The sequence below is a fragment of the Bradyrhizobium sp. 40 genome (assembly GCF_023100925.1).
In the GTDB taxonomy this organism is placed as follows: domain Bacteria; phylum Pseudomonadota; class Alphaproteobacteria; order Rhizobiales; family Xanthobacteraceae; genus Bradyrhizobium.
This window is the reverse complement of the sequence record NZ_CP064688.1, coordinates 452,972-475,582: the sequence shown is the minus strand read 5'-3', so window position 1 is coordinate 475,582 and position 22,611 is coordinate 452,972. Positions and strand designations below refer to the sequence as shown.

23 protein-coding genes and 1 tRNA gene are annotated in these 22,611 nt (G+C 64.8%); 6 read left to right on the top strand and 18 right to left on the bottom strand.

Features of this window, described 5'->3' with window-relative positions; genetic code table 11:
* Positions 1-88: 88 nt before the first annotated feature.
* Together IVB40_RS02220 and maiA are read right to left on the bottom strand one after the other, a co-directional pair.
* Positions 89-598 carry a MarR family transcriptional regulator gene (locus tag IVB40_RS02220; RefSeq protein WP_247817983.1) on the bottom strand — a complete coding sequence of 170 codons (510 nt, stop codon included), beginning with the start codon at positions 596-598 and terminating at the stop codon, positions 89-91.
* Positions 588-1,220: a maleylacetoacetate isomerase gene (gene maiA / locus IVB40_RS02215; protein WP_247817982.1), complete on the bottom strand. Its 633-nt coding sequence runs from the start codon at positions 1,218-1,220 to the stop codon at positions 588-590. Before maiA ends, IVB40_RS02220 begins: the two co-directional genes overlap by 11 nt.
* A gap of 89 nt (positions 1,221-1,309) precedes the next feature.
* Here maiA and gtdA point away from each other — a divergent pair, with 89 nt between their 5' ends.
* Entirely contained in the window at positions 1,310-2,350 is a 1,041-nt protein-coding gene (gtdA, locus tag IVB40_RS02210) for a gentisate 1,2-dioxygenase (RefSeq protein ID WP_247817981.1), read from the top strand.
* A gap of 108 nt (positions 2,351-2,458) precedes the next feature.
* Here the strand turns inward: gtdA and IVB40_RS02205 are convergent, their stop codons facing one another.
* From IVB40_RS02205 to IVB40_RS02190, 4 genes are read right to left on the bottom strand one after another with little or no spacing between them, the layout of a single operon-like run.
* Complete coding sequence (locus tag IVB40_RS02205) at positions 2,459-3,283, bottom strand: ABC transporter permease (protein ID WP_247283097.1); 825 nt, start codon at positions 3,281-3,283, stop codon at positions 2,459-2,461.
* Complete coding sequence (locus IVB40_RS02200; RefSeq protein WP_247817980.1) at positions 3,276-4,049, bottom strand: ABC transporter ATP-binding protein; 774 nt, start codon at positions 4,047-4,049, stop codon at positions 3,276-3,278. The genes IVB40_RS02205 and IVB40_RS02200 overlap by 8 nt, the downstream gene beginning before the upstream one ends.
* 16 nt (positions 4,050-4,065) lie before the next feature.
* Positions 4,066-5,070, bottom strand: a complete 1,005-nt coding sequence (locus IVB40_RS02195) for an ABC transporter substrate-binding protein (protein ID WP_247283094.1) — start codon at positions 5,068-5,070, stop codon at positions 4,066-4,068.
* Between the two features lie 33 nt (positions 5,071-5,103).
* Entirely contained in the window at positions 5,104-6,468 is a 1,365-nt protein-coding gene (locus IVB40_RS02190) for an FAD-dependent oxidoreductase (RefSeq protein WP_247432409.1), read from the bottom strand.
* 111 nt (positions 6,469-6,579) lie between these two features.
* Here IVB40_RS02190 and IVB40_RS02185 point away from each other — a divergent pair, with 111 nt between their 5' ends.
* The gene (locus IVB40_RS02185) at positions 6,580-7,464 is read left to right on the top strand and encodes a LysR family transcriptional regulator (RefSeq protein WP_247363017.1); all 885 of its coding nucleotides are present in this window, start codon (positions 6,580-6,582) and stop codon (positions 7,462-7,464) included.
* Positions 7,465-7,510: 46 nt separating this feature from the next.
* Here the strand turns inward: IVB40_RS02185 and IVB40_RS02180 are convergent, their stop codons facing one another.
* The 3 genes from IVB40_RS02180 to IVB40_RS02170 all read right to left on the bottom strand — a co-directional run bounded on the left by IVB40_RS02180 (position 7,511) and on the right by IVB40_RS02170 (position 11,514).
* Entirely contained in the window at positions 7,511-9,547 is a 2,037-nt protein-coding gene (locus IVB40_RS02180; protein WP_247283088.1) for a HAMP domain-containing methyl-accepting chemotaxis protein, read from the bottom strand.
* A gap of 15 nt (positions 9,548-9,562) precedes the next feature.
* Positions 9,563-10,549, bottom strand: a complete 987-nt coding sequence (locus IVB40_RS02175) for a TRAP transporter substrate-binding protein (RefSeq protein WP_247283086.1) — start codon at positions 10,547-10,549, stop codon at positions 9,563-9,565.
* A 161-nt stretch (positions 10,550-10,710) separates the two neighbouring features.
* A complete protein-coding gene (locus tag IVB40_RS02170; protein ID WP_247817979.1) occupies positions 10,711-11,514 on the bottom strand; it encodes an enoyl-CoA hydratase-related protein in 804 nt (267 codons plus the stop codon).
* 154 nt (positions 11,515-11,668) lie between these two features.
* On the opposite strand from IVB40_RS02170, the gene IVB40_RS02165 reads away from it, so the two are divergent.
* A complete protein-coding gene (locus IVB40_RS02165; RefSeq protein WP_027569978.1) occupies positions 11,669-12,643 on the top strand; it encodes a ketopantoate reductase family protein in 975 nt (324 codons plus the stop codon).
* A 4-nt stretch (positions 12,644-12,647) separates the two neighbouring features.
* On the opposite strand, the gene IVB40_RS02160 is transcribed toward IVB40_RS02165, so the two are convergent.
* Positions 12,648-13,325, bottom strand: coding sequence for an alpha/beta family hydrolase (locus IVB40_RS02160; RefSeq protein ID WP_247817978.1), 678 nt, complete (start codon positions 13,323-13,325; stop codon positions 12,648-12,650).
* 126 nt (positions 13,326-13,451) lie between these two features.
* On the opposite strand from IVB40_RS02160, the gene IVB40_RS02155 reads away from it, so the two are divergent.
* Entirely contained in the window at positions 13,452-14,597 is a 1,146-nt protein-coding gene (locus tag IVB40_RS02155) for an acyl-CoA dehydrogenase family protein (protein ID WP_018452979.1), read from the top strand.
* Between the two features lie 23 nt (positions 14,598-14,620).
* Here IVB40_RS02155 and IVB40_RS02150 read toward each other — a convergent pair whose 3' ends face one another.
* The 6 genes from IVB40_RS02150 to IVB40_RS02125 all read right to left on the bottom strand — a co-directional run bounded on the left by IVB40_RS02150 (position 14,621) and on the right by IVB40_RS02125 (position 19,643).
* Positions 14,621-15,760: an amidohydrolase/deacetylase family metallohydrolase gene (locus IVB40_RS02150; protein ID WP_247817977.1), complete on the bottom strand. Its 1,140-nt coding sequence runs from the start codon at positions 15,758-15,760 to the stop codon at positions 14,621-14,623.
* Positions 15,761-15,885: 125 nt separating this feature from the next.
* Positions 15,886-15,962, bottom strand: a tRNA-Arg gene (locus IVB40_RS02145).
* A 97-nt stretch (positions 15,963-16,059) separates the two neighbouring features.
* On the bottom strand, positions 16,060-17,016 hold the full coding sequence (locus IVB40_RS02140) for a tripartite tricarboxylate transporter substrate-binding protein (RefSeq protein ID WP_247817976.1): 957 nt from the start codon (positions 17,014-17,016) through the stop codon (positions 16,060-16,062).
* A gap of 47 nt (positions 17,017-17,063) precedes the next feature.
* Positions 17,064-17,435: a cupin domain-containing protein gene (locus IVB40_RS02135; RefSeq protein WP_247432423.1), complete on the bottom strand. Its 372-nt coding sequence runs from the start codon at positions 17,433-17,435 to the stop codon at positions 17,064-17,066.
* A gap of 26 nt (positions 17,436-17,461) precedes the next feature.
* The gene (locus IVB40_RS02130) at positions 17,462-18,100 is read right to left on the bottom strand and encodes an RraA family protein (RefSeq protein ID WP_247432426.1); all 639 of its coding nucleotides are present in this window, start codon (positions 18,098-18,100) and stop codon (positions 17,462-17,464) included.
* A gap of 25 nt (positions 18,101-18,125) precedes the next feature.
* Complete coding sequence (locus IVB40_RS02125) at positions 18,126-19,643, bottom strand: AMP-binding protein (RefSeq protein ID WP_247817975.1); 1,518 nt, start codon at positions 19,641-19,643, stop codon at positions 18,126-18,128.
* Between the two features lie 208 nt (positions 19,644-19,851).
* Between IVB40_RS02125 and IVB40_RS02120 the strand changes: the two genes are divergently transcribed.
* Complete coding sequence (locus IVB40_RS02120) at positions 19,852-20,484, top strand: hypothetical protein (protein WP_007599309.1); 633 nt, start codon at positions 19,852-19,854, stop codon at positions 20,482-20,484.
* Between the two features lie 114 nt (positions 20,485-20,598).
* Here the strand turns inward: IVB40_RS02120 and IVB40_RS02115 are convergent, their stop codons facing one another.
* Positions 20,599-20,814, bottom strand: coding sequence for a hypothetical protein (locus IVB40_RS02115; RefSeq protein ID WP_247363028.1), 216 nt, complete (start codon positions 20,812-20,814; stop codon positions 20,599-20,601).
* 36 nt (positions 20,815-20,850) lie between these two features.
* Positions 20,851-21,852: a 2-dehydropantoate 2-reductase gene (locus IVB40_RS02110; protein ID WP_247432431.1), complete on the bottom strand. Its 1,002-nt coding sequence runs from the start codon at positions 21,850-21,852 to the stop codon at positions 20,851-20,853.
* Positions 21,853-22,011: 159 nt separating this feature from the next.
* Here IVB40_RS02110 and IVB40_RS02105 point away from each other — a divergent pair, with 159 nt between their 5' ends.
* A complete protein-coding gene (locus IVB40_RS02105) occupies positions 22,012-22,593 on the top strand; it encodes a YidB family protein (protein ID WP_247283058.1) in 582 nt (193 codons plus the stop codon).
* Positions 22,594-22,611 lie beyond the last annotated feature (18 nt).

The following is a 22,611-nucleotide window of genomic DNA, read 5'->3' as shown; positions in this document are numbered from 1 at the left end:
GGTCACCACCTGTCTTCGCCAAACCAAACTAGGTGGTTATGGGTCCCGGCCTTCGCCGGGACGACGGCGGTATTTGACGCCCCCACCCTCACCCCGCCTTCCCCAGATGCTCCAGCGCATCCTCCGCCCGGAGCGGCACCCGCGATGCCTCGTTGTTGAGATCGACGAGCTGCACCAGGAGCCCCATCAGCGCCTTGCGGTCCGCCGGCTTGAGCGGTTCGAGCATCCGCGCCTGGGCGCGTTCGACGGCGGGAATGATGTCGCGCAGGATCGCCGCGCCTGATTTGGTCAAATAGAGCAGCTTGATCCGCTTGTCTTCCGGCGCTGGCCTGCGCTCGACGAAATCCTTGGCCTGAAGCCGCTCGATCACGCTGCCGAGCGTGGAGCGGTCGAAGGCGATCACCGCGGACAGCCGCGTCGCGTCGATGCCGGGATGGGTGTGGATCGCGATCAGCGCCGCGTATTGCACCGGCGTGAGGTCGAACGCCTTGCACTCCTCCATGAAGATCGAGACCGCGATCTGCTGCATGCGCCGGAACAGATAGCCCGGCGCGGCATAGACCGCGTCTATCGTGATCGGAGGCGGCTTACTCGGCATCGGGCTGGTTCTCCGGCGCGGCGTTGACGAACGCCGGCAGCGCCTTGGCCGCAGCTTCCGCTTCAAGCAGGCGCGGATAGGCGGAGACGTCGACGCCGAAGCGGCGCGCATTGGCGAGCTGCGGCACCAGACACAGATCGGCGAGCGTCGGCGCATCCCCGAAGCAGAACAGGCCCGGCTCGTTTCTGATCAGCGTCTCGCAGCCTGCGAGCCCCTCGCGGTTGACCCAGGCCGCCCAATCCTGAACCTTCTCCTCGGCAAGGCCAAGCTCGCGTAGCCGCGCCAGCACCTTCAGATTCTGCACGGGGTGAGTATCGCAGGCGATCGCCAGCGCGAACGCCCTCACCTTGGCGCGCTGCAACGCATCCCTCGGCAGCAGCGGCGGGTTGGGATGGGTCTCGTCGAGCCATTCGATGATGGCAACCGATTGGGTCAGCACTGCGCCCGCATCGTTCTCCAGCGCGGGCACCAGACCCTGCGGATTGATGGCGAGATAGGCGGGCGCGCATTGCTCGCCCTTGCGAAGGTGATGCGGCAGGTGCTCGGCACCGAGACCCTTGAGGTTCAGTGCGATCCGTACCCGGTAGGCGGCGCTGGAGCGGAAATAGCCGTGCAGCTTCATCGGAACCCTCCCGTTTCGTTCTCGTTCGCACGTTGACGTTACCTGGATCGTAAGTATACTGTCAATCAACAAAACGACGGGAGCGCACCATGGAAGCCGTGACCAAGACGCCGGAACGCGAGGCGTTCTACAAGAAGATCGACGGCGAGAATCTCACCGCGCTCTGGACCGTCATGAGCGATTTGATCACGCCGGAGCCGAAGAGCGCCTGCCGGCCGCATCTGTGGAAGTTCGACATCATCCGCGACTACATGACTGAAGCCGGCAAGCTGATCACGGCGAAAGAAGCCGAGCGGCGTGTGCTGGTGCTGGAGAATCCCGGCCTGCGCGGGCAGTCGAAAATCACCACGTCCCTCTATGCCGGCGTGCAGATGGTGGTGCCCGGCGACGTCGCGCCCGCCCACCGGCACAGCCAATCGGCACTGCGCTTCGTTCTCGAAGGCAAGGGCGCCCACACAGCGGTTGACGGCGAGCGCACCGCGATGGAGCCCGGCGACTTCATCATCACGCCGTCGATGACCTGGCACGATCATTCCAACGAGACCGACCAGCCGATGTTCTGGCTCGACGGTCTCGACATTCCGCTGGTGCAGTTCTTCGACTGCTCCTTCGCGGAAGGCTCCAACGAGGATCAGCAGAAGATTACAAGGCCCGCCGGCGACAGCTTCGCGCGCTACGGCCACAATTTGCTGCCGGTCGACGTGAAGCGGAGCTCGAAGACCTCGCCGATCTTCAGCTATCCCTATGCCTACACGCGCGAGGCACTGGAGAAGGCCCGCGCGAGCCAGGAGTGGGACGCATGTCACGGGCTGAAGCTGAAGTTCAGCAACCCCGAGACCGGCGACTTCGCGATGCCGACCATCGGCACCTTCATCCAGCTGCTGCCCAAGGGCTTCAAGACCGCGCGCTATCGCGCGACGGACGCAACGGTGTTCTGTCCGATCGAAGGCCACGGCCGTACCCGCATCGGGGACTCGACCTTCGAATGGGGCCCGCGCGACCTGTTCGTGGTGCCGAGCTGGCAATGGGTCACGCACGAGGCGGATATGGACGCGGTCCTGTTCAGCTTCTCGGACCGACCCGTGCAGCAGAAGCTGGACTTGTTCCGCGAGGATCGTGGGAACGTTTAGGCTGCGCTGTCAGCCCCGTCGTCATTGCGAGCGCAGCGAAGCAACCCAGAATCTTTCTGGGGCGACAGTCTGGATTGCTTCGCTGCGCTCGCAATGACGGAGTAAACCTCACCGCCAGTGCAACAGCCGTGTCTCCAGCCAGTTGATCACCCGCCCCACCATCAATCCAAACACCGACAAAATCACCACGCCCGCGAGCAGCTGATCCGTCTGCATCAAATTGCCGGCCTGCAGCACGAACGCGCCGATGCCGTATTGCGCGCCGATCATCTCGGCGCTGACGACGAGCAGCAGCGCCACCGACGACGTGATGCGGAAGCCGGCGAGGATCGCGGGCAGCGCGCCCGGCCAGACCACCTTGCGCACGATGGTGGCGAACGGCACGTTGAAGCTTTGTGCCATGCGGATCAGATTGCGCGGCACCGCGTCGACACCGCTATAGACCGAGATCGCGGTCGAGAAGAACACCCCGAGCGCAATGGTCGCGATCTTGGGCTCTTCACCGATGCCGAGCCAGAGGATCAACAGCGGCAGCAGCGCGATTTTCGGGATCGGAAACAGCGCCGAGATGAAAGTGATGCCGACGCTGCGCGCCAGCCGCGACAGGCCGATGGCAAAGCCAACCGCGACACCGGCCGCCGTGCCGAGCAGCCAGCCGACACCGATGCGCAGGAGCGACGCGGAAAGGTGCTGCCACAGCGCACCCGAGATCGCGAGCTGGTAGATCGCACGCGCGATCGCCGATGGTGGTGGCAGGAACAGCGGATTGACGAGACCGCCGCTGCCCGCCGCCTGCCAGATCGCAATGACCAGCGCGAGCGCGATCCAGCCGCCGAAACGGCTGCTCGCCGGCACGAAGCCGGCGCCGCGAAAACGGACGCGCCGGACCAATTCATCCTTCACAGATGTTCCCGCCGGAGCGCGATCAAGCATGCTGGACCTCGCGCTCGGCATCGATCGCCTCGTTGCGGATCAGCGACCAGATCTGGTTCTGCAGCACGAGCAGCTTTTCACGGGCTGCAATGTCACCACGCTCGGTGCGCGTCATCGGCACGCTCACGACTTCGCGAATACGGCCAGGACGCCGCGACAGCACCACGATGCGATCGGCAAGCCGCGCCGCCTCTTCGAGATTATGTGTGACATAGACCGCCCCCATGCCGCCATCGGCGAGCAACCGGACGAAATCCTCCATCAGCAGTTCGCGGGTCTGCGAATCCAGCGCCGACAACGGCTCATCCATCAGCAGGATGGCGGGGCGCACAGCGAGCGCGCGCGAAATGCCGACGCGCTGGCGCATGCCGCCGGAAAGCTGCTTCGGATAGGTTTTGCGAAAATCGGTCAGACCGGTGCGGCGCAAGGCGTCGTCGACCAGCGCGCGGCGCTGCACGGTCGAGAGCTGGGTGTGCAGCAGTGGGAATTCGACGTTCTCTTCCACATTGGCCCAGGGCAGCAGCGCAAAATCCTGGAACACGAAGGTGAGCGGATTGAGACTGTCCGCCGGCGGCGATCCACGCAGCTCAGGCGCGCCGGAGGTCGGCAGCAACAGCCCGCCGAGGATCGACAGCAGCGTGCTCTTGCCGCAGCCCGAGGGCCCTACGATCGCCACCACCTCGCCCGCGCTGACGGTGAACGAGACGTCGTCGAGCACCGCGAGTTCGCCGAAACGATGGGTGATGTGGTTGGCGATCAGGTCCATAGGCTGCGTTCTACTCTCAATCCGCCTTCACAAATTCCTTGGCTATGATCGCATTCGCGTCAAAGCCCTTGTCGGCAAAACCCTGCTCCTGGAGCCATTTGATCTGATTGTCGACGTTCTTCACATCCAGCTTGCCGTCGGGATCGATATAGGCGCAATTGCCGACCACCTGCTCGACCGGGAGGTTCGTATACTTGGCGATGATCTCCAGCAGCGGCTTTGTCTTGTCATTGATCGGCGCGACGCCGTCCTTCATCGCGGCAAGGATGACGTCGTGATATTCGCGGTCGGCTTTTGCCAAAGCGCCGAGCAGCTTCGTCACCAGCACCTTGTTGGTCAGCGTCTTCGGTGAAGCGAACACCGCGCCCAATTGCCAGGGCGTCTCGTCGCCGACCCAGCCGAGAAACTTCGCACCGCCGTCGTCCATCAGCTTTCGCGCGGTGGAGATCGGCAGCAGCGCGGCATCCACGGTCTCGCCCTTCAGCGCGGCCGCCGCGTTCGACAGCGATTGCAGCGGCACGATCTTCACGTCGGCGAGCTTGAAGCCGTATTTGTCGGCAAGCAGGCCGAGCGAATAGTGAAAGGAGGAGCCGACCTGCGTCATCGCCACGCGCTTGCCCGCGAGATCCTTCGGCGTCTTCAGGCCGCTCGCATAGGCGTTGTTGCTGGCGAAATAGCCGATCAGGGGATAGCCGGCCTTCTCGCGGCTCATGCCGCCGATCACCTTGAGCACGCCCTTGCCGGCGAGATTGTAAAGACCGGCGGTGAAGGCGGTGACGCCGAAATCGACGTCGCCGGATGTGGTAGCCACCGCGATCGGCTGCGCCGCATCGAAGAATTTCAGCTCGACGTCGAGGCCGGCCTCGCGGAAATAGCCCTTGTCCTGCGCGATGAAGACTGGCGCGGAGGAGGATAGCCTGAGCACCCCGATCCTGGCTTTCAGCGCGTCCTCGGCTCGGGCCGTGCCCATCGCTGTGATCGCCATCAAGCCAGCTAGCGCGAGCCGCACAATTCCGGTCATTTCGTTTCCTCGCCGTCGTTATCTTGCAGTCGGTTACAGGCCCTCGGGCACGGGCTGGTCCCGTCCGATGAAGGCGCCCTGTTGTTTCAACGTTTCCTGCAGCTTTTCAACGGGGATGTCACGCGGGATCCGGTTTCCGGAGAGCGCCAGCGCGGCGGCGGAACCGGCGGTCTCCCCCATCACGAAACAGGCACCGGAGACCCGGGCCGCCGACTGGCCCTCATGGGTCATCGAGGCGCAGCGGCCGGCGACCAGCAGATTGTCGACGCCTTCGGGCACCAGCATGCGGTAAGGCAGCTCGTTATAGCCGCGCGATTCCGGGATCGGCGGGAAGGTGAAGACGACGTCGCCGGGGACATGGGCCTCGATCGGCCAGCCATTGACCCCGATGGAATCCTCGAACGAGGCGCAGCCGAGCACGTCCTCGCCGCTAAGCTGATAGCCGCCGGTGATGCGGCGGGTTTCGCGGATGCCGAGCTGCGGCGGCAGGTCGACGATGTAGGATTTTTCAAAGCCCGGCACGGTGCGCAGGAATTCGAATGCGGCGAGCGCTTGCTTGCGGCCCTCGATCTCGCCGCGGGTGAGATCGTCAGGCTCGATGCCGTTGATGGCATGGCCGTCCTCGCGCGCCACTTGCGTGAAGTTCACCCGCCATTCGATGCCGGACTTCTGCGGCCGCACGATCGCGCTCTTGCGCGGGAATGTGTGGGTGCCGGCGGCGGTTGCCTTCTCCATCAATTGCGGGATGGTGCGCCAGGCATCGCCGGCCTTCGCGGGATCGATGCCGTTGAGACGGAGCATCATCGACGGGTACATCGGATGACCGTGCTCGTCGCCGAATTCGAACGGCGCGCCGGCCCAGACCGCAAGATCGCCGTCGCCGGAGCAATCGATGAAGATCTCCGATCGCACCGCCTGCCGGCCGGCCTTGGTCTCGACCATTAGCGCATCGATGCGCCGATCGTTGCCCATCACGACGCCGGCACCGAGCGCATGGAAGAGGATGTGCACCTTGTGACTGGCGAGCAGTTGGTCGGCCGCGATCTTGTAGGCGGCGGTGTCGTAGGCCTGGGCGAAGACCTTGCCGAGAATCAGATGCGGCGCATTGAGGCCGTTCAAGCGATCGATCCGCGCCAGCAGCTCGGACGCCATGCCCTGCACCAGTCGGTGGGCCTCGCCGTAAACATTGCCGTGCAGGCCGCAGAAATTGGTGACGCCGGCAGCGGTCCCCATGCCGCCAAGAAAGCCGTAGCGCTCGATCAGCAGCGTCTTCCGTCCCGCGCGTGCGCTTGAGGCCGCCGCCACGATGCCGGCCGGACCGCCGCCGAGCACGACCACTTCATATTCGCCATAGATCGGCACATGGCGCGCCGGTTCTTCGATCGTCATGGCCTGCATGGCGCGTTCTGCTCCCGAAATCTCTTGTTAAGCCGACTATGAATTAACGCGTGCCGGGCTACAATCCACCAAAATACACGATCAGCTTTCGCGAATCGAGAAAGGTGAAAAATGGACGTCCTCGTGAACCTCCAAGCCTTCCTCGCCACCGCGGACGCCGCCGGATTTTCCGCCGCGGCGAGAAAACTCAACGTCGCGACTTCGGTGGTCGCAAAGCGGGTCACCCAATTGGAGGCGCGGATCGGCACGCCGCTGTTTCATCGCTCGACGCGGCAATTGCGGCTGACCGCGGCCGGCCAGGAATATGTCCAGAGGGCGCGGAGCGTGGTCGCCGATGTCGGCGATCTCCTGTCGCGCATGGGCGAGAAAGGACATGATCTTATCGATCATTTGCGTATCAAGGCACCGACATCGCTGACCATCGCCCGGCTTGCCGATGTGTTCAGCGCGTTCCAGACCCAAAACCCGAAGCTGAAACTCGAAATCGTCTTGATCGACCGTCCCGTCGATCCGGTGACGGAAGGATTCGATATCGCCATCGGCGCGTTCCCGCATTCGTTCGGCGGCGTGGTCGACGAACCCCTATGCCGATTGAAGCGCTTGTTGTGCGCGTCACCGGCCTATCTCAGCGCACACGGCATGCCGCGGCACCCGCGCGATCTGGTCGATCATCGTTGCCTGAGTTTTCTTCCCACCGGCCCGGACTGGGTGTTCGACGGGCCGCGCGACCGTATCACCGTTCAGGTCCGCCCGCTGTTGAGTTCGAACGAAGGCCACGTGCTCGTGAAGAGCGCGATCGCCGGCAACGGCATCGCCTTCATCTCGCACTACCTTGCGGAAGAGGCCCTACGCCAAGGCACGTTGCAGGTCGTGTTGCCGGATTTTCCAATCCCCGATCTATGGGTCAAGGCCACCATTCCCGAGCGACGGGTCCAGGCTGCAGCGGTTCAGGCGCTATTGCGCGAATTGAAGAGTTCGCTGTTGCCGGTGCTGTAAGGCCCGTTTCGTTTGCACCGGCGCCGTCGCCGATTTCTCCGGGAATTCAGGCCGCCGAGCGGATGGTGTGGAGGAAATCGTCGACGTTCGACTTCATTGAATCCGCCTGCTGCTTGAGGGCCGCCGCGACCGTAAGAGCGGCTTCGGCACCGGCGTCGGTCTCGCCCGCCACCGCGCGCACCTGACCGATTTCCTGCGTCACCGCCGTGGTGCCGTTGGCCGCCTCTTCGACGTTGCGGGCGATTTCGCCCGTTGCCGCGCCCTGCTCTTCGACCGCCGCGGCGATCGCGGTGGCGATGTCGGCCATTTCCTTGACGGTGGTGCCGAACTGCTTGATCGCCTGGACCGATTGGCCGGTCGCACTCTGGATCGTCGCGATCTGGCTGGCGATCTGCTCGGTCGCCTGCGCTGTCTGGGTGGCGAGACTCTTGACCTCGCTGGCGACGATCGCGAAGCCCCGGCCGGCGTCACCGGCGCGGGCCGCTTCGATGGTCGCATTCAGTGCCAGCAGATTGGTCTGACTGGCGATGGCCTGAATCAATTGAATGATGGTGCCGATCTTTTCGGCTGCGTCCGAGAGCCCATGGATCAAATCGGAGGTGCGGTTGGTCTCGTCGGTGGCCCGGTTCGAGACCGCGACGGAGCGATGCACCTGGCTCGAGATTTCGCGGATCGAGGCCGCGAGCTGCTGGGTGGCGGAGGCGACGGTCTGCACGTTCATCGATGCCTGCTCGGCGCGGGTCGCGACCGCTTCGGCGAGCCCTCGACCACGCTCGGCGACCTTTGCCAACTCCTCGGCGCTGCGCCCCATGTCGTCGGCGCGACCACCGACACCGGCAATCACCCCCTGCATGCCCTGCTCGAAGCGGCCGGCAAGATCAGACATCATGCGGGCACGGTCGGCCTCGGTAGCTTCGCGCTGTGCCGTGGCTTCGCCTTCCATACGACGAACCGCCAGTGCGTTTTCGCGGAACACCTCGACGGCACGCGCCATGCGGCCGATTTCGTCGCGCGATTCGCCGCCCGGAATGGGATCATCGAGCTCGCCCGCCGCCAGCGATTGCATCCGGTCTGTCATGCCGCGAATCGGGCCGGATACGCTGGCGCCGATCAGCCATGCGAGCACCGCTCCCAGCAGCAGCGCGCCGGCCGCGGTCGCGATGACGGTCTGTTTGGTTTGATCGACCGCTGCCGAGGTCTTGTCACCCTGCTCGGCGCGCACGGTGCCGAGCTTCGCATTGATCTTGTTGACCTGATCGTCGATCGCCGCACTCGCCTTCTTCAGTTCGGCCTGCCTGGCGCGTAGATCGGCGGCAACCTTGATGACCTCTTCGAGCGCCGTCGTGTCGGCGGCGATCGCGGTCTTGAGTGCTGCGACCAGTGTCTTCAATTTGGGGGCGTCCGCCGTCGCCAGCTCAGCCTCGGTGTCTGCGATCGCCAACTGGGCGTAGGACAACGCCTGTCTGGCGTCGTCGGCATCGCCTGTCGACAAAGTGGAGCCATAGCGCATCACGGTGACGCGCAGCGCGTCGACGACGCCGGCCAGCCGCATCGGGTTGACAAGCCGTTCCGCGTCATCCGAGCGATTGGCGAGCGCAACCTGAATGCCGCTGACATTGAGACCGGCGGCCGCGCCCTGGGCGTCGGTCTTCGTGGTGGCGGCGCGCAGCCGATCCGCGGCATCCGCCGCCGCGGTGAACGACGAACGATAGGTTTCGAGCGCCGTCTTGACCGGGCCGATGCCTTCCGCGATCGCTTGCAGCTTGCCGAATTGCCGATCGGCCTGATCGGCCAGTTTGCCCACGCCGTCGATCGCCTTGGCTGCGGCATCCTTGTCGCCGACATTCCAGGTTCGGATGAATTTCTCGACCGCCGAGTTCGCTTCCAAAAGCGCGGCACGCGCCTGTGACATGCCCGCGTCGCCAGCAGCGCTGGTAACGAGGTCATTGACCGTTCCGCCGATCCGCTCGACCTGGACCACGGCAAAGCCCGCCAGCAGGATCAGGAAGCTGAGAACCAGCGCGAAACCGCCAAACACGCGCGGACGGATGCCGACCCGGGACATCATGTGCGATAATTTCATGGGATCCCGAAATTCTTACTGGGTGGACCGGATGGTGGCGAGCAGATCCTTGCCGAACCGCTTCTCGAATTCCTGATCGAGCGGCTTGACCGCGTCGACGAAGGGTTGGCGATCGAATTTCTCGATCACGTCCATGCCGCCGCTGCGCACCTGCTCGAGCGACGCGGCATCGAGCTTCGCCTGCCATGTCGCCTCCGCTCCCGCCTTTGCCTGCGCGATCAACGTTGCCTGGTCGGCCGGAGTGAGCTGCTCGAACATGGCCCGGTTGGCGATGAACACGACCGGCGCGAAGAAGTGGCCGGTCAATGTGAGGTATTTCTGGACTTCATAGAGACGCGAGCCGGCAATGGTCGGCACCGGATTTTCCTGCCCATCGAGCCGGCCGTCCTTGAGCGCGGTATAGACCAGCGGAAATTCCATCGGGACCACTTCAGCACCGAGCGCCTTGAACGTCATCTGATAGATCGGGTTCGGGATGACACGAATCTTCAGACCCTTGATATCGTCGGGGCTACGAACGGGCCGTTTTGAATTCGTGACGTTGCGGAAGCCCTGTCGGCCAATCGCCAGCAGGGTCAGCCCCTTATCGCCGAATTTGGCGGCGATTGCCGCGCCGGCCGGACCTTGCGCCACGGCCTTGGCGTGAGCCGTATCGCGAAACAGGAAGGGAATGTCGAACACGCCGAGTTCGGGGACGACCGCACTGACCACCGAACCCGACAGCACCGCCATATCGACGGCGCCGGACTGCGTCGCTGCGAGAATGGCGTTCTCGCTCCCGAGCGCATTGGTGGCGCGCTGATCGATCACGATGGGCTTGCCGGGCAATGCCACCAGCTTCTGGCGAAACTCATCCGCCCCGATCTGCTGGGGGCTCCCAAGCTGGGAATTGAACGCCAGAGAGACCAGCCGAGGTGAAGCGGCAACCGGATGCAGGACCAGCAGCGTTGCCGCCGCGACGATCGATCCAGCCTTCCAAAACCCCAGAACTTCTCTGTGCATTCGACACCATGGCGTGACAATTGTCGTAACCATAATGGCCGGGAATGATTGAACTCTTAAGGACGGCCCCGCGGAATTACGGGGATTCGAATCGGTCCCGTGGGCAAGATTTGGGATGGTGCACGATGCAGATCGTATCGAATTGCTGCTGAGCGGCGCGCTCAGGCCTTGCCGCCACTCCAATTCGCCGCGCGCTTCTCCGCGAACGACGCCAGCCCCTCCGCGGCTTCCGCACTCTGGCGCTTCAGCGAATGCAGCTGCACGAGCCGAGTGTAAGCCGCATCGTCCACCGCCATGCCGCCGAACGAGCTCTCCAGCGCCAGCCGCTTGGTCTCGGCCATCGCCTCCGGTCCGTTGGCAAGCAACTGCTCGACCACCTTGGCGCCGGCGGCCTCGAGATCGGCGAGCGGCACGACCTCGTGGACGAGGCCGATGCGGCGGGCGTCCTCGGCACCGAAACGTTCACCTGTCAGCGCGTAGCGGCGGACTTGCCGTACGCCGATGGCATCGCAGAGCTGCGGGATGATGATGGCCGCGGTCAGGCCCCAGCGCACTTCGGTGATCGAGAACAGGGCGTTGTCGGCCGCGATCACGACGTCGCAGGCTGCGATCACGCCGGTGCCGCCGCCGAAGCAGCCGCCCTGCACTAGCGCAACCGTCGGGATCGGCAGCGTGTTGAGCCGCTGCACGGCCTCGAACGTCGCACGCGACGCGGCCTCGTTCACCTCAGTCGATTGCGGCCGGACGCCGTTGATCCATTTGAGGTCGGCGCCGGCCTGGAAATGCTTGCCATTACCCCGGAGCACGACGACGCGAAGGTTGGGCTTGCTGCCGAGATCGTCCATGGCCGCAAGCACGCCCGCGATCAATGCGCCGTCATAGGCGTTGTTGACCTCCGGCCGGTTCAACGTGACGGTCGCAACCCCACGCGCGTCCAGGGTCCACAGGACGGGGCTGTCGGTCATTGGTGTTCCTCCGCTCGTTTGTTTGGCGCGCACTATGACCGAGGCTCCGCACCTTGATCCATATCTTTCGAGCGTAGGGCAGCCGCGTCCATCGCATGGCGGCTTGTGTCATGCTGTCGCGGGGCGGCATCAAGGGATCAGGGACGGACATTACATGCGCATCTGCATTTTCGGCGCGGGCGCCGTCGGCAGCCATCTCGCGGTCAGACTGGCCCGCGCCGGCCACGAGGTCTCGTGCGTGATGCGCGGCGCCCACCTGGAGGCGGTCCGGGCCAACGGCCTCAAGCTGCGCGTCGGCGATTCCGAGGTCTCCGCCAAGGTGAACGCCTCCGGCGATCCGGCCCAGCTCGGCCCCCAGGACGTCGTGATCAGCACCTTGAAGGCAACCGCGCTGACCGGGCTGGTCTCCAGTCTCAAGCCGCTGCTGCAGGACGACACCGCCATCGTGTTCGCGCAGAACGGCATTCCCTGGTGGTACGGGATCGGCCTGCCGCCGCGACACCCGACTCCGCCCGACATCTCGTTCCTCGACCCGGGCGGGCGCTTGCGCGCCTGCATTCCGAAGGAGCGGATCGTCGGCGGCGTGGTCTTCTCCTCCAATGAGGTGATCGCGCCCGGTGTGGTGCAGAACCTGACGCCGGACCGCAACCGCCTGCTGATCGGCGAATGCGACGATCGCAATTGCGAGCGCATCACGACGCTGCGCGGTGTCTTCACAGACGCGAGGCTGGAATCGCCGCCGGTCGCCGAGATCCGCGAGGCGATCTGGTCAAAGCTGCTGACCAACATGTCGTTGTCGGTGCTGTGCCTGCTCACCGGCCAGACCGCGCGCGGCGTGCGCGACGATCCTGCGTTCGCCGAGGTTATCCCGCGGATGCTGAACGAGGCCAACGAGATCGCCCAGCACTTCATCCCCGAGGTCAAGCGCGTATCACGCAGCGGCCCCGCCCCCAATCACAAGCCGTCGCTGCTGCAGGATTACGAGCTCGGCCGCGCCATGGAGATCGACGTCCTGGTGAAGGCGCCCCAAGCCTTCGCGCGCACCGCCGGCCTGTCCACGCCAACGCTCGACCTGATCGCCGCCCTCGCGATCCAGAAAGCGCGCGACAAAGGGCTTTATTCGTCGTGAGATTTCAGGCGAGCTTGTCGATCCAGACCACCAGCGCATCAAGCACCTCCGCAAGCGCCTCCTCATTGCTGCGGCCGGACCTTTTGAGCACCGCGAAGGAGTGATCGCCGCCTTCGACCTCGTGCAGCGTCGCTTTCGGGGCAAGAGCGGCGATGACGGGCTTGAGGAGGCCGAGATCGGCGAGCCCGTCGCGGGTGCCTTGCAGGAACAGCATCGGGATCTCGACACGGGCCATGTGCTCGGCGCGCTCCGTCGACGGCTTCTTGTCGGCGTGCAGGGGAAAGCCGAGGAAGGCGAGCCCTTTGACATCAGGCAGCGGCGTCTTGGACTGCGCCTGCGATGTCATGCGCCCGCCGAAGGATTTTCCGCCCGCGACAAGGTTCACACCTGGGCAGAGCCGCGCGGCTTCCTCGACTGCCGCGCGGATCGTGGCATGGGCGACTGCCGGCTGGTCGGGACGGCCCAGCTTGTTCTCCATGTAGGGAAAATTGAAGCGGAAAGTCGCGATACCGCGAGCAGCGAGCCCCTCCGCAATCTTGTCCATGGATGCATGCCGCATCCCTGCGCCGGCACCATGGGCCAGCACGTAACAGGCGCGCGCATTGTCCGGCTGTATCAGGATCGCCGAGACCGTGCCGATGCGCTCGATGTCGAGCTTGAGCTCTTTGGTTTTGACGGCCAAGATCAACCATTCCGACAGACGCTACTCCGGCCGCCTTGGTAGCGTCACCGGCGCAGCCTGAAAACACAATAATTGCCGCTGCCGACTGGCCTACCAAGCCGGAACACTGCATCAACCGAGGTTTCCATGTCCTACCGCTCCTCCTGGATGACCGAAGAGCTCGAAATCTTCCGCGACCAGTTCCGGAAATACCTTGCCAAGGATCTGGCCCCGCATGCCGAAAAATGGCGCGAGCAGAAGATGGTCGACCGCTTTGCCTGGCGCGGGCTCGGCGAGATGGGCGCGCTGCTGGCGAGCGTGCCGGAGGAATATGGCGGCCTCGGCGCGACCTTCGCCTATGACGCCGCCGTGCTCGACGACCTCGAAAGCACGGTACCGGAGCTGACGACCGGCGTCTCCGTGCACAGCGCCATCGTCGCCCACTACATCCTCAATTACGGCTCCGAGGAGCAGAAGAAGCGTTGGCTGCCGAAGATGGCCTCGGGCGAGATGGTCGGCGCCATCGCCATGACCGAGCCCGGCACCGGCTCGGATTTGCAGGCCGTCAAGACCACCGCCAGGAAGCAGGGCAATTCCTACGTCATCAACGGACAGAAGACTTTCATCACCAACGGCCAGGCCGCCGATCTCGTGATCGTGGTCGCGCGCACCGGCGATGTCGGCGCCAAGGGCATTTCGCTGATCGTGGTCGAAACCTCAGGCGCGGATGGATACAAGCGCGGGCGCAACCTCGACAAGATCGGCCTGCATGCCTCCGACACGTCCGAGCTGTTCTTCGACAACGTCGCGGTCCCGCCAGACAATTTGCTCGGCGGCGAGGAAGGCCAGGGCTTCGTGCAGCTGATGCAGCAATTGCCGCAGGAGCGCCTCGCGCTCGCCGTCGGCGCGGTCGCCGCGATGGAGCGCGCGATAAAACTCACCGTCGACTACACCAAGGAGCGAAAGGCGTTCGGCAAGCCGCTGATGGATTTCCAGAACACCGCCTTCAAGCTCGCCGAGCGCAAGACCGAAGCGATGATCGCGCGCGTCTTCGTCGACTGGTGCATCGAGCGGCTGGTCGCCAAGGACCTCGACACCGTCACGGCGTCGATGGCGAAATACTGGTGCTCGGAGAAGCAGGTCGAGACCGCCGACGAATGCCTCCAGCTGTTCGGCGGTTACGGCTACATGCAGGAATATCCGATCTCGCGCATCTTCATCGATTCCCGCATCCAGAAGATCTATGGCGGCACGAACGAGATCATGAAGCTGTTGATCGCGAGGTCGCTGTAAGCAGGTCGTGAGCGGCCCGCCGCTCAATTCGGATGCCACCAGCGGCCGCCGATCACGACGCCTTCGGAGACGATCTTGCGGTCACCGATCAGGTGCTCGCCGACGACGTCCTCATAGTCGAACTGGCCTTGCTTGATTGAGATCAGCGTGGCGTCGCCGACGCTGCCCGGCTTGAGGCTGCCGAGTTCGGGCCGCCGCAGCGCCATCGCGGCGTTGACGGTCGAGGTTGCGACGACGTCGGACAGCGGCATGCCCATGCACAGGAATTTCGACAGGGTCGTCACTTGGTCGAAGGCCGGGCCGTCGATGCAGAGCTGATGAATGTCGGACGAGATGGTGTCCGGATAGAAGCCGTTGGCGAGCATGGCACGCGCGGTCTTGAACGCGAACGAGCCCTTGCCGTGGCCGATGTCGAACAGCACGCCGCGCTCGCGGGCGTCGAGCACCGCACGTTTCACCGTGCCCTGCGCGGTCGCGGGCGTGTTGGGGAAGGGCCGGAACGCGTGGGTGAGCACGTCGCCGGGGCGCAGGCGCGCCAGCACCTCCTCGTAGCTCGGCGGCGGATGATCGATATGCGCCATCAGCGGCATGCCGACCTCGTTCGCGACCTCGAGCGCGATGTCGAGCGGCACGACGCCCGACGTGCCCGAAGAGTGCAGCCCCACGCGCACCTTGATGCCGACGATGAGATCGCGGTTGGCGTCGGCCACCTTGGCGGCCTCGATCGGATTCATCAGCCGCAATTCCTCGCTCTCGCCGACCATGATCCGGTGCGAGAAGCCGAAAATGCCGGCATGCGAGACGTGCAGATAAGCGAGAATGCGGACCTGGCTCGGCTCGATCACATGCTTGCGGAAGCCCGCGAAATTGCCCGGCCCCGCGCTGCCGGTGTCGACGGCGGTGGTGACGCCGGAGAGACGGCAGAATTCCTCGGCATCGATGCCGAGAGAAGTGCCGCCCCAATAGACATGGGTGTGGAGATCGATCAGCCCCGGCATCACGATGTAGCGTGACACATCGCGCACATCGGTGCCCGGATCGGCCTTGAGCCCGCTACCGATCGCAGCGACCTTTCCGCCGGAAAAGGCGACATCGGTCACGGCATCGAGCTTCTGGGACGGGTCGACCACACGGCCGCCGCGCAGGATCAAGTCGAAGGGCATCGTGGTCTCCGGATGGGGCGGTGAGGCGGGCCGGCAGTCAGTCCGGGCCAGGAAGGAAGCTTCGCGCTTCTAGCAATTTTTGCGCCGACAAGCGTGGCAAACGCGACGATTGCTCACTGAAAAATTGGCGATCCCGGCATGACTCGAACATGCGACCTACGGTTTAGGAAACCGTCGCTCTATCCGGCTGAGCTACGGGACCGCGGAACCCGCAGAGCGGGTTACCGGGGCTTCATATCAAAGCGGAGGCGGGATCGGAAGCCCTCACCTCGATCAATGCAAACGCCAGCCGGACAGCCTCACGCCCGGATATTGTTATCCTTCACCACTTTGCCCCAAATGGCGACCTGCTTGTCGAAGAAGGTCTTGAAGGCGGGACCATCCTCGAGCAGCAGCGTCATCTGCTGCGTCTCCTTGAGCTGGGCGGCGGTCGCGGGCTCGCTCAGGATCTCCTTGGACGCCGTCGCGAGGGCTGCGACAATGTCCGGCGGCGTGCCCGTGGGCGCGAAGATGCCCCACCAGGCCAGCGTCTCGAAATCCGGAAAGCCGGCCTCGATCGCGGTCGGCGTCTCCGGCAGGCCCGGCAGCCGCTCGCGGCCGAGTTGCAGGATCGGACGCAGCATGTTGGTGCCGAGTTGGGCTGAGACCAGCGCCGCCGATCCCGCGATCAGATCGACATGGCCGCCGAGCACGTCGTTCATCGCGGGGCCGCCGCCGCGATAGGGCACATGCATGATTTCGACACCGGCCTTGTTGCCGAGCACGGTCATGGCGAGATGGCCGAGCGTGCCGATGCCGACGGAGGCATATTTCACCGCGCCGGGCGTCGCCTTGCAGGCCGCCACCACGTCGGCAAAGCTCTTGTAGGGACGGCCCGCACCGGCCGCGATCACATACGGCGCGGTGCCGACCAGCAACACCGGCATCAGCTCGCGCTCGACATCGACGGGCGGCTTGTCGAGGATGGAGGGGATCACCGCGTGGGAATCGAAGGTGACCAGGAACGTCGAGCCATCAGGCGGGCTCTTGGCGACCTGCGCCGCACCGAGCGCGCCGGCGGCGCCCGACTTGTTCTCGACGATGACGATGCGGTTGAGCCTGGTTTGCAGATGACTCTGGAGCAGCCGTGCCATCGCATCGGTCGATCCGCCCGGCGGAAACGGCACCACCAGCGTGATTTTTGAAGCCTGCGCCAACGCCGGCGTCATCGCGAGAATAGCCGGCGCTGCGAGCAGCGTCCGTCGTGTGATGGTCATGTTATCCCTCCCCTGTTTTCTCGCGCCCGGCTTTTGCTCTTGGCGCTTTAGGTCGTTCCGAAACCGGATCCCGCTTTTCTGTATTCTGGCCGCGGCGGACTAAAGATGTCCAGCACGCGAGCGCCGTCGGGGCCGGCGCGCATGGTGTGCGGCACGTTGCCGGGCGTGCGCCAGAAATCGCCCTTCTTCACGGCAATCTCCTCATCGCCCTGGACACGGATGGCGGAGCCGTCGAGCAGCACGCCCCATTGCTCCTCGGGATGATGGTGCAGCGTGCCTTGCGCATGCGGCGCCAGCGTCACCACCGACAGCATCGCCTGCTCGCCGGAGAAGATGCGCGTGGTCACCCCCGCCGCGAGTTCGCGAAACAGCCCGTCGCCGGTGTCGTCGAGATTGTGGAATTCCTCTTTCTGGCTCACGCCATCCTCCCCTTCTTTTTCTCTGTTCAGGATTTGCCATACGAGCCCTGATAACGGCCCTCGCGGATCGCCTTCAGTGTCTCCTCCTCGCGCGCGACCTGGGCCCGCACGGCATCCAGCAGCGCCGCGGCACCGGAGGCGGCAAACGACACCACGCCGTCCTCGTCGCCGACGACGATGTCGCCGGGCGAGATCACGCTGCCACCGATCGAAACAGGCACGTTGATCTCGCCGGGGCCGTTCTTGTAGGGGCCGCGGTGGATCACCGCGCGGGCGTAGCAGGGAAAATCATCGGCCGCGAACGCAGCGACGTCGCGGATCGCGCCGTCGATGACATAGCCTTCGGCTTTGCGCCACTGCGCGATGTTCTTCATGATCTCGCCGACCAGCGCCCGGGTCTCATCGCCGCCGCCATCGATCACGATGACGTCGCCGGGGCCCACCAGCTCGAGCGCGCGGTGGATGGCGAGATTGTCGCCGGGACGGGTGCGGACCGTGAAGGCCGTGCCCACCAGCTTGGCGCCTCGGTGATAGGGCTTGAGCCCCACTGCGCCCGGCAGCCGGCCGAGGTTGTCCGAAATGACCGAGGTCGGCGCTCCGCGAAAACCCTCGATGATCTCGGCCGGCGGCTTCGGCACGCTGTTCGCAGCGATGGTGATGGTCATGTCCAGAAATCCTTCCGTAATTGTCTTACTCGGCGTGCGCCCGCGCCTTCGCCGGCCAAATCCGGAAGGCGCGCCCCTCCTTCATCCACGCCGCGCGCTCGTCGCGCAACAGCGTGCGGCGAACTTTACCGGAATCATCGCGCGGCGGGACGCTGACGATCTCAAAACTCTCGGGATGTTTGTAGCGGCTGAGCCTGTCCTTCAAAAAGTCCGCCATGCCGTCGGCGATGGCCTGACCATCCGTATCGCCCTCCGGCTCGATGATGGCGTGCACGCGCTGGCCCAATTCCGGATCGGGCAATCCCACCACCACGCAGGAGCGCACACCGGGACTCTCGGAGACCGCCGCCTCGATCTCGGCCGGATAGATGTTGGCGCCACCGCGCAACACCATGTCGGCAAGGCGATCACCGAGATAGAGGTAGCCTTCCGCATCCAGCCGGCCGATGTCGCCGAGCGATTCCCAGCTGTCCGCGCGGCGCTTCGGCTCCGCGCCGAGATAGTGATAGGTGGCGTCCTGGCCGTCATTGTTGAGGAAATAGATCTCGCCCGTCTCGCCCGGCGCGACGTCGTTGCCGTCCTCGCCGATGACACGCAGCTTCGCCGTCTCGCCGATCTTGCCGACCGAGCCTTTATGCGTCAGCCATTCCGTGCCTGATATGACGCAGGAGCCTTGGCGTTCGGTGCCGCCATAGAGCTCCCAGACCCTGTCAGGTCCGAGCCAGGCGATCCAGTTTTCCTTCAGCCAGGGCGGCATGGGTGCAGCCATATGAAACACGGTCTGAAGGCTCGAGACGTCGTAGGCGTTGCGCACGCTCTCCGGCAGCGCCCAGATCCGGTGCATCATGGTCGGCACGAAATTGACCCATTGCACGCGCTCTTGCGCGATTTGCCGCAGCGTCTCCTCGGCGTCGAACCTGGTAAGCCCGGTGAGCTGGCCGCCGGTGAACAACGCGTAGTGCGACACGATGAACGGCGCGTTGTGGTAGAGCGGACCGGGATTGAGCAGCGAGACCCCGAAGGGGATGTTGAGCGGCGGCGCGGCGATGGTGTCGGTCACCGCCGGCTGGTGATCGAGGATCACCTTCGGGCGGCCGGTCGATCCGCCGCTGGTCATCGCTTTCCAATAGCGCGCCACCGGTGCGGTGAGCGGCTCGTCCGAAAACCCTTCCGGCACGAAATCCGCGGGCAGACGGTTCGGCGCGTTCCAGTCGGCTTCGCCGCCGACCACCAGCGCCGGCTTCAGGATATCGAGCACCGCGGCGGCTTCGCCGCGCGGCAGCCGCCATGACAGCGAGGTCGGCGTTGCCCCGCATTTCCACACCGCAAACGAGGTCTCGAAGAACGCATTGCCGTTTGGCAAACCGATCGCGACGAAGTCGCCGGGCCTGACGCCCTTGGCCATGAACGCCCGCGCGCGCCGATTGGCGCCGCGCTCCAGCGCGTTCCATGTCAGCGTATCCTGCCCGTGACGGACGGCGATCGTGCCTTGCGGTTTGCGCTCGGCGTACCAGCGCGGCACATCGGACAGGGGCAGCAGCATCAGGCGTTTCCACTTCGTTTTCTTGGCGTCGCCAATGAGGCGACCGCAGGATGAAGTGACGCTGTGACTCCTGCGCCACGTCAAGCAAAAAATGTCAGCATCGCAGTCATGAAATTCCCGGGTTCCATGGGTGACAAGCCGGCCATAAAGGGGCAAAAATCAGCCCGACTCAGTTCGGGTTGAGTTTTGCAAGGAATGCTCTCGTAGAATGTCGGACGTAGTTGCATCGCGTCGTGCGGCGCTTGTGGTTGCCGCAGCAGGATTTTTCCTGCTGGCGCCGTCGCATGCCCAGGCACAATGGTGGAAGCGCGCGCCTGTTGACTTCGAGGCCTGCGCCGACGCCGCCGAAAAAGCCACGACCAAATCCGAGAAGACGGCTGCGCTTGCCGACTGCAACGCCAAATTCGCCGGCCGGCGCAAGGCAGGCGGCGGCTATTCCTATTACGATTTCCTCCAGGACCGCACCTTCGATATCGCCGGCCCCAATCCGACGCCGGAGGAGCAGAAGAAGATCGACGAAGCCTACACCGCCTATCTCGCCAATCAGCGCCGCAGCAATGAAGCCGCGCAGGCCACCGCGCGCCAGCAGCGCGAGCAGCAGGAACAACAGGTGCAGCAGCTCCAGCGGGTCGCGTTGCGAACCGAGGTCGAGCGCGTGCCGGTGCCGGTCGAGCGGCCGAAAGTCCAGCAGGCCGCCATCGGCGACGCGCGGCCGCGGCCGAAGGGCGCGCCCTGCACCAAGGGCTCGTTCTCCTGCGAATGGCCACGGCTGTCGGATGGATTGAACGACATCAAGAAGCTGTTCAGCCCTACGCCGAGCAAGCCGGCGAAGAAGGGCTGAGTCTCCGCCGTCATTGCGAGCGCAGCGAAGCAATCCAGGGTCTTTCCGCGTGGGGATTCTGATTGCTTCGCTGCGCTCGCAATGACGGGTGTGATGGAGACCGCGCTTACATCCTCAGTTCGGAGGCTTCTTCTTGCTGCGCTTGGGAGACGCAACGGGTGCATTCGCAGGCGCCGTTGTCGTCGGAGAACTGCCCAATTGCGACCTGCTCTCCTGCAATCGCCTGTCATAGCCGGGAGAGTTCATGACCGTCGGCGGCCGGGCCTCCGCGACCGAGGACGCGGCGCAGAGCACGGCCAACGCGAATCCGATCGTCAGACGACGTTTCATCGTTGCTCCTCCCGTCGCGCAGCCTGCACTCATGCGTTATCCGCGAACCCGCTGCGGCGTCAGCCGCGGTGAGCCCTTGCCCGCGGCCTCAGCCTCTTTGATCAGCGCAACAATGCGGCGCGACAGCGGCACGTCGACATTGTTTTGTTCGGCGAGCGCGATGATCGCGCCCTGGAGATAGTCGATCTCGGTCTTGCGGCCCTGCTTCAAATCCTGCCACATTGAGGAACGCGCCTCGGGATCGATCTTCATGGTCCGTCCCAGGATCAGCTTGAAAATCGGATCAGGCAGTCTCAGTAAGCTGGGCGTCCAGGATGACGGGATCGGCGTCGCCGAGACCGGTGTAATGCCCGCGGCCCTCATCGCAGCCAGCCCCTCCGCCATCTGGTCGGCGAACAGCCTTCGCCAATCGCGGTTCGCCAATTGCGCGGCGAGCGGCATGTCGGACAAGGCGCTGAGCGCGTTGTTCAAATTGATGATCAGCTTGCCCCATTGCACGCCGGTGATGTCGTGGCTCGCGCGCATGGCGAGCCCCGGCACCGACAGCGCTGCGGCCGTGCTCGCATCATCCTCGCCGACATGAATGTCGCCGGAGGTCGAGCGGTGGAAGCGGCCCTCGCCCATCCCGACCACGTTGAAAGGCACCATGCCGGCGAGCACGCGGCGGTCGCCGAGGCGCTCGCGCAGCACCGCGACATTGCCGACGCCGTTTTGCAGCGAGACGATGACGGCGTCCTGCGGCGCATGCTGCGCGATCTGGTCGGCGACACCGGCCGTGTCGGCGCTCTTCACCGTGACCAGCACGATGCCGGCACTGTGGAAGATCGCGGGATCTTCCGACAGCGCGAGTTGGCCCGGGTCGAGCTTCGTCTCGGAGCCGACGAAATCGGTCAGAACCAGGCCGAACCGCTCGATCTCGGTCTTCACCCGCGGCCGCACCAGGAACGCGACGCGGCGGCCGGCAGCCGCCAAGGTGCCGCCGACGAAACATCCGATGGCGCCTGCGCCGGCCACCACGATCGGTCGATCCGCCATCACCTCGGCCTGCCCCCTTTAACGATCTGCCCTCGATAGCAGAGGCTGTGCCTGCTGCCCATTCCCGCAGTTGCAGCGCAATCGCCTTGTAACCGTCATGACAGCCTCATATGTTTTCGAACGGGGCTTGTTACCGGCAAGAAAGCGCCAAAGGAGAACGCCATGGGTTTGCTCGACGTCCTCAACGGCATGCAGAACGGCCCGCGCGGCCCAAGCACGCCGAGTTCACAATCCTCATCCAGCGGCGGCATGTCGCCCATGACCATGGCGCTGCTTGGCCTGCTCGCCTGGAAGGCATTCAAGCATTTGAGCGGCAACCAGACCGGCAGCGCGCCGCAGCCGTCCCCAGCACCGACGCCGACGCATCTCCCCCCGCCGGTGAATGCGGGTGCTGGCGGCGGCCTCGGTGACCTGTTGAAGGGCGGCCTTGGCGGCCTGCTCGCGGGCGGCGCGGCCGGCAGCGTGCTCAGCGGCGGGCTCGGCGATCTCCTCAACCAGCTCCAGCAGAGCGGTCATGGCGACGCTGCCAACACCTGGGTCGGCAAGGGCGAGAACAAGGCGATCGCACCAGGCGATCTCGCCAATGCGCTCGGCGCCGACCAGATCGAGAGCCTGTCCGCCCAAAGCGGCTTGTCGCGTGACGAGCTGCTCTCGGGTCTCAGCCAGTATCTGCCGCAGGTGGTCGATCATCTGACGCCGGACGGACGGCTGCCGACCGAGCATGAGATCGCGGGCAGAGTCTGAGTTAGTTTAGTCAAACGA

Bases quoted from the DNA above. Each gene is read 5' to 3' on its own strand.
- IVB40_RS02220 (WP_247817983.1), bottom strand. From the start codon at position 598: ATGCCGAGTAAGCCGCCTCCGATCACGATAGACGCGGTCTATGCCGCG.
- maiA (WP_247817982.1), bottom strand. From the start codon at position 1,220: ATGAAGCTGCACGGCTATTTCCGCTCCAGCGCCGCCTACCGGGTACGG.
- gtdA (WP_247817981.1), top strand. From the start codon at position 1,310: ATGGAAGCCGTGACCAAGACGCCGGAACGCGAGGCGTTCTACAAGAAG.
- IVB40_RS02205 (WP_247283097.1), bottom strand. From the start codon at position 3,283: ATGCTTGATCGCGCTCCGGCGGGAACATCTGTGAAGGATGAATTGGTC.
- IVB40_RS02200 (WP_247817980.1), bottom strand. From the start codon at position 4,049: ATGGACCTGATCGCCAACCACATCACCCATCGTTTCGGCGAACTCGCG.
- IVB40_RS02195 (WP_247283094.1), bottom strand. From the start codon at position 5,070: ATGACCGGAATTGTGCGGCTCGCGCTAGCTGGCTTGATGGCGATCACA.
- IVB40_RS02190 (WP_247432409.1), bottom strand. From the start codon at position 6,468: ATGCAGGCCATGACGATCGAAGAACCGGCGCGCCATGTGCCGATCTAT.
- IVB40_RS02185 (WP_247363017.1), top strand. From the start codon at position 6,580: ATGGACGTCCTCGTGAACCTCCAAGCCTTCCTCGCCACCGCGGACGCC.
- IVB40_RS02180 (WP_247283088.1), bottom strand. From the start codon at position 9,547: ATGAAATTATCGCACATGATGTCCCGGGTCGGCATCCGTCCGCGCGTG.
- IVB40_RS02175 (WP_247283086.1), bottom strand. From the start codon at position 10,549: ATGCACAGAGAAGTTCTGGGGTTTTGGAAGGCTGGATCGATCGTCGCG.
- IVB40_RS02170 (WP_247817979.1), bottom strand. From the start codon at position 11,514: ATGACCGACAGCCCCGTCCTGTGGACCCTGGACGCGCGTGGGGTTGCG.
- IVB40_RS02165 (WP_027569978.1), top strand. From the start codon at position 11,669: ATGCGCATCTGCATTTTCGGCGCGGGCGCCGTCGGCAGCCATCTCGCG.
- IVB40_RS02155 (WP_018452979.1), top strand. From the start codon at position 13,452: ATGTCCTACCGCTCCTCCTGGATGACCGAAGAGCTCGAAATCTTCCGC.
- IVB40_RS02150 (WP_247817977.1), bottom strand. From the start codon at position 15,760: ATGCCCTTCGACTTGATCCTGCGCGGCGGCCGTGTGGTCGACCCGTCC.
- IVB40_RS02140 (WP_247817976.1), bottom strand. From the start codon at position 17,016: ATGACCATCACACGACGGACGCTGCTCGCAGCGCCGGCTATTCTCGCG.
- IVB40_RS02130 (WP_247432426.1), bottom strand. From the start codon at position 18,100: ATGACCATCACCATCGCTGCGAACAGCGTGCCGAAGCCGCCGGCCGAG.
- IVB40_RS02125 (WP_247817975.1), bottom strand. From the start codon at position 19,643: ATGCTGCTGCCCCTGTCCGATGTGCCGCGCTGGTACGCCGAGCGCAAA.
- IVB40_RS02120 (WP_007599309.1), top strand. From the start codon at position 19,852: ATGTCGGACGTAGTTGCATCGCGTCGTGCGGCGCTTGTGGTTGCCGCA.
- IVB40_RS02115 (WP_247363028.1), bottom strand. From the start codon at position 20,814: ATGAAACGTCGTCTGACGATCGGATTCGCGTTGGCCGTGCTCTGCGCC.
- IVB40_RS02105 (WP_247283058.1), top strand. From the start codon at position 22,012: ATGGGTTTGCTCGACGTCCTCAACGGCATGCAGAACGGCCCGCGCGGC.